3 protein-coding genes and 1 pseudogene are annotated in these 2264 nt (G+C 57.4%); 1 reads left to right on the forward strand and 3 read right to left on the reverse strand.

Annotated elements, in window-relative coordinates:
• Positions 1-306, reverse strand: a 306-nt coding sequence (locus ABJP42_RS19585; protein WP_348343446.1) for a TAXI family TRAP transporter solute-binding subunit, incomplete at its 3' end; no start/stop codon positions are given.
• A 147-nt stretch (positions 307-453) separates the two neighbouring features.
• On the opposite strand from ABJP42_RS19585, the gene ABJP42_RS19590 reads away from it, so the two are divergent.
• Positions 454-1401: a LysR family transcriptional regulator gene (locus ABJP42_RS19590; RefSeq protein WP_348343448.1), complete on the forward strand. Its 948-nt coding sequence runs from the start codon at positions 454-456 to the stop codon at positions 1399-1401.
• Positions 1402-1787: 386 nt separating this feature from the next.
• On the opposite strand, the pseudogene ABJP42_RS19595 reads toward ABJP42_RS19590, so the two are convergent.
• Both ABJP42_RS19595 and ABJP42_RS20775 read right to left on the reverse strand, forming a co-directional pair.
• Positions 1788-2135 (reverse strand): annotated as a pseudogene (locus tag ABJP42_RS19595) (IS30 family transposase); the annotation flags it as partial.
• On the reverse strand, positions 2069-2257 hold the full coding sequence (locus ABJP42_RS20775) for a helix-turn-helix domain-containing protein (RefSeq protein WP_490363241.1): 189 nt from the start codon (positions 2255-2257) through the stop codon (positions 2069-2071). The pseudogene ABJP42_RS19595 and the gene ABJP42_RS20775, both read right to left, overlap by 67 nt.
• Positions 2258-2264 lie beyond the last annotated feature (7 nt).

Here is a 2264-nt window from a genome sequence, read left to right on the forward strand (position 1 = left end):
AGTGGCTGCGCCGGAAAGCCCGGCTTCCATCTGGCCGGCCTGAATGGCGTTTACATTGTGAGCCGAGGCATTGGTGGATTGCGCCATGGCCACCAGACCGGGGACACCACAGTTGCCGCCCTCGTCGCAGGCGCGCGAACCGGGAGGGTTGGAGATAGCATTGGCAATGATACCGCCAATGGGGAAATAGGTACCACCAGCGCCGCCGGTGCCGATGCGGAAAAAGGTCATGTCCTGCGCGGTGGCCATGCCAGTGAACATGGTGCAGGCCAGGGCCGCGCCGGTCAGATTACGAAAAAGTCCCATTGGATCATCCCTTGTCTATGCGCCGTCCCGGCTGATTTCTTCAGGCCGGGGGTGCCGTTTCTTATGGGCACCAATGATGACCGTAAAAAACATAAATACAAATTTGAAATTCTGCTAAGTATATAAATATTGTTTATGGAGTGAAGTGTGAACAGCCAGCAGCTCTCTGTCTTTCGTGAGGTGATGAAAACCGGGTCCGTTAGCCAGGCGGCCCGCAATCTGCATCGCACCCAACCTGCTATCAGTGCGACTATCCGCACACTGGAGCAGGATCTGGGTCTGTCGCTTTTCCTGCGGGAGGGGCGTCGTTTGGTGCCGGTGCCAGAGGCGCATTACCTGATGGAGGAGGCCACCGAGATCCTGTCTCGGCTCGAAACCACCCGGCAGAACCTCAGCAATATGCGTGACCGCACCAAGGGCAGCCTGCGGATTGTCGCGATGCCGGGGCCTTCCAGCTCTTTGCTGCCCAGCTTTGTCAGCGATTTTATTGGCAGCAATCAGGATATCAAGACGACGCTTGCCACCCGCAGCTCGCCGCAGGTGCGCAGCCTGATCGCGGCGCAAAGCTTTGATATCGGGATCTGCGACATCTCTGGGGCGCAGGACGCCAAGGAGGATTACAACAGCGAGATTGTTGAATGCGCCTGTCTCTGCGCCCTACCAGTGGATCACCCGCTGGCAACACGTGAGGTGATCCGGGCCGCAGATCTGAGCGGCGCGCCTATGGGGGCCCTGCAACCGGAGCATTCGACATTCAAAGCGACGCGGCAGGCTTTTGCCAGCGCCAATGCCGCCTTTAACCTGCGTATCGAGGCACAGTATTTTCTGCCGCTGTTTCATTTTGTAGAGCGTGGTCAGATCTGCGCCGTGGTCGATGTATTGAGTGCTGTCAGCTATTTGCACAGTGCACCTACCCCGCGCGGGGTGGTGTTTCGCCCCTTCCTTCCAGAGGTTCCCTTTAGCTACGCCTTGTTGACGCCCCATGCGCGGCCACTGTCACAGCTGGCAGCGGAATTTCATGCGCAGTGGCAGCATTGGGTGAGACAAAGCATCATCCGCTTTCCCGAAGTGGTAGAGATGCCCCAGGGCAGGTGAGCGGATTGGTATTTGTCACCCGAGCCCGCCTTCTGGCAAAAAGAGTGTCACAGGTGGCTGTAGAAAAGGGGTTAAGCAGATGGCAGATGCAGAGCTGATCTAGGCGCTACAGGGTATTTGTGGCCCCAGGCATGTTTTGACCTCAGCCCGTGCCACCCTGCGCTTTCGCAAAGGGTTTCGTTCGGGCGAGGGGGAGGCGCTGGCAGTGGTCTAGCCCGCAACCTTGTTGCAGCAATGGCAGGTGCTCAAAGCCTGCCATTGCTGCCGACAAGATCGTCATCATGCAGGCGGCCAATACCGGGTTGACCGAAGGCTCCACGCCCAAGGGCACCTATGATCGCGATGTGGTGCTGATCAACCTGTGAGCGAAACTTGAACCGCGGCTCCTATTCCTTCCGAGGGTAGGGGGATCGACCCCTTTCCTCCATCATTTTTTCGCGGAAGACTTCGGCGGGTGTTTTCCAACCGAGGCATTTACGGGGCGTGTTGTTGAGGCGATCGCAGATCACCTTCATATCGTGATCTGTGCATTGCCGGATGTCGCGCTTACGCGGGAGCCATCTTCGAAGCCTGCGGTTTGTGTTCTCGACAATACCTTTTTGCCAGGGGCTGGATGGATCACAGAACCAAGTCTGTGTCCCGATCTCAGCCTGCAGGTGGGGCCAGCTTACAAACTCCGTGCCACGAGCAAAGGTAATTGACTTGCGTGCAGAGAGGCGAAGATCGTCGAGCGACAGCGTTTGAGAACACGCGCCATCTCATCGACAGGGACCTTTGCGTGTCTCCAGCGTTCTATTCTGCGGCGTTCCGTGATACTCAGTTGACTATAGACAGCGCCCATGTCGATTCCTCTCATTAGATAA

The sequence above is a fragment of the Pseudophaeobacter sp. genome (assembly GCF_039971195.1).
GTDB lineage: Bacteria > Pseudomonadota > Alphaproteobacteria > Rhodobacterales > Rhodobacteraceae > Pseudophaeobacter.

What these genes read in the sequence shown, in the direction of transcription:
- ABJP42_RS20775 (WP_490363241.1), bottom strand. Translation starts at nt 2,257, where the DNA reads ATGAGAGGAATCGACATGGGCGCTGTCTATAGTCAACTGAGTATCACG.